This window comes from Mesorhizobium sp. M7A.F.Ca.CA.004.06.1.1 (genome assembly GCF_003999135.1).
Taxonomy (GTDB): Bacteria; Pseudomonadota; Alphaproteobacteria; order Rhizobiales; family Rhizobiaceae; genus Mesorhizobium.
Genome location: NZ_RZPQ01001476.1, coordinates 1 through 418 on the forward strand (window position 1 = coordinate 1; position 418 = coordinate 418).

General features: G+C 60.3%; 1 pseudogene. It reads left to right on the top strand.

Annotated features, from left to right (window positions below):
• Positions 1-134: 134 nt before the first annotated feature.
• Positions 135-418 (top strand): annotated as a pseudogene (locus EN906_RS37010) (SDR family oxidoreductase); the annotation flags it as partial.

Here is a 418-nt window from a genome sequence, read left to right on the forward strand (position 1 = left end):
AGTGGGGGCCGCGTGGCGGGCCGTGATCTGTCGGATGTTGTCCCGAACATGCGCGCTCTTCCCCACGCGCGGCAAATGCGCCAGACTCGGGCATCGACAGGGTTTCGATGCCCCTGTCGCGGGAGGGGTCGTTCATGAATTTCGTGTTCTTCTCGCCGCATTTTCCCGCCAACGGCGCGGATTTCTGCGACCGTTTGAAGAAGGCCGGGGCCAGGGTGCTCGGTATCGGCGACGCGCCCTATGACGCGCTCGACGCCAAGCTGAAAGCAGCCCTTTCGGAATATTACCGCGTCGCCAACATGGAAGACTACGATCCGGTGTTTCGGGCGATGGGGCATTTCGTCCATAAATGGGGCCGTATCGACCGTTTTGAATCGCTCAACGAACATTGGCTTGAGCTGGAAGCCAACATACGCAC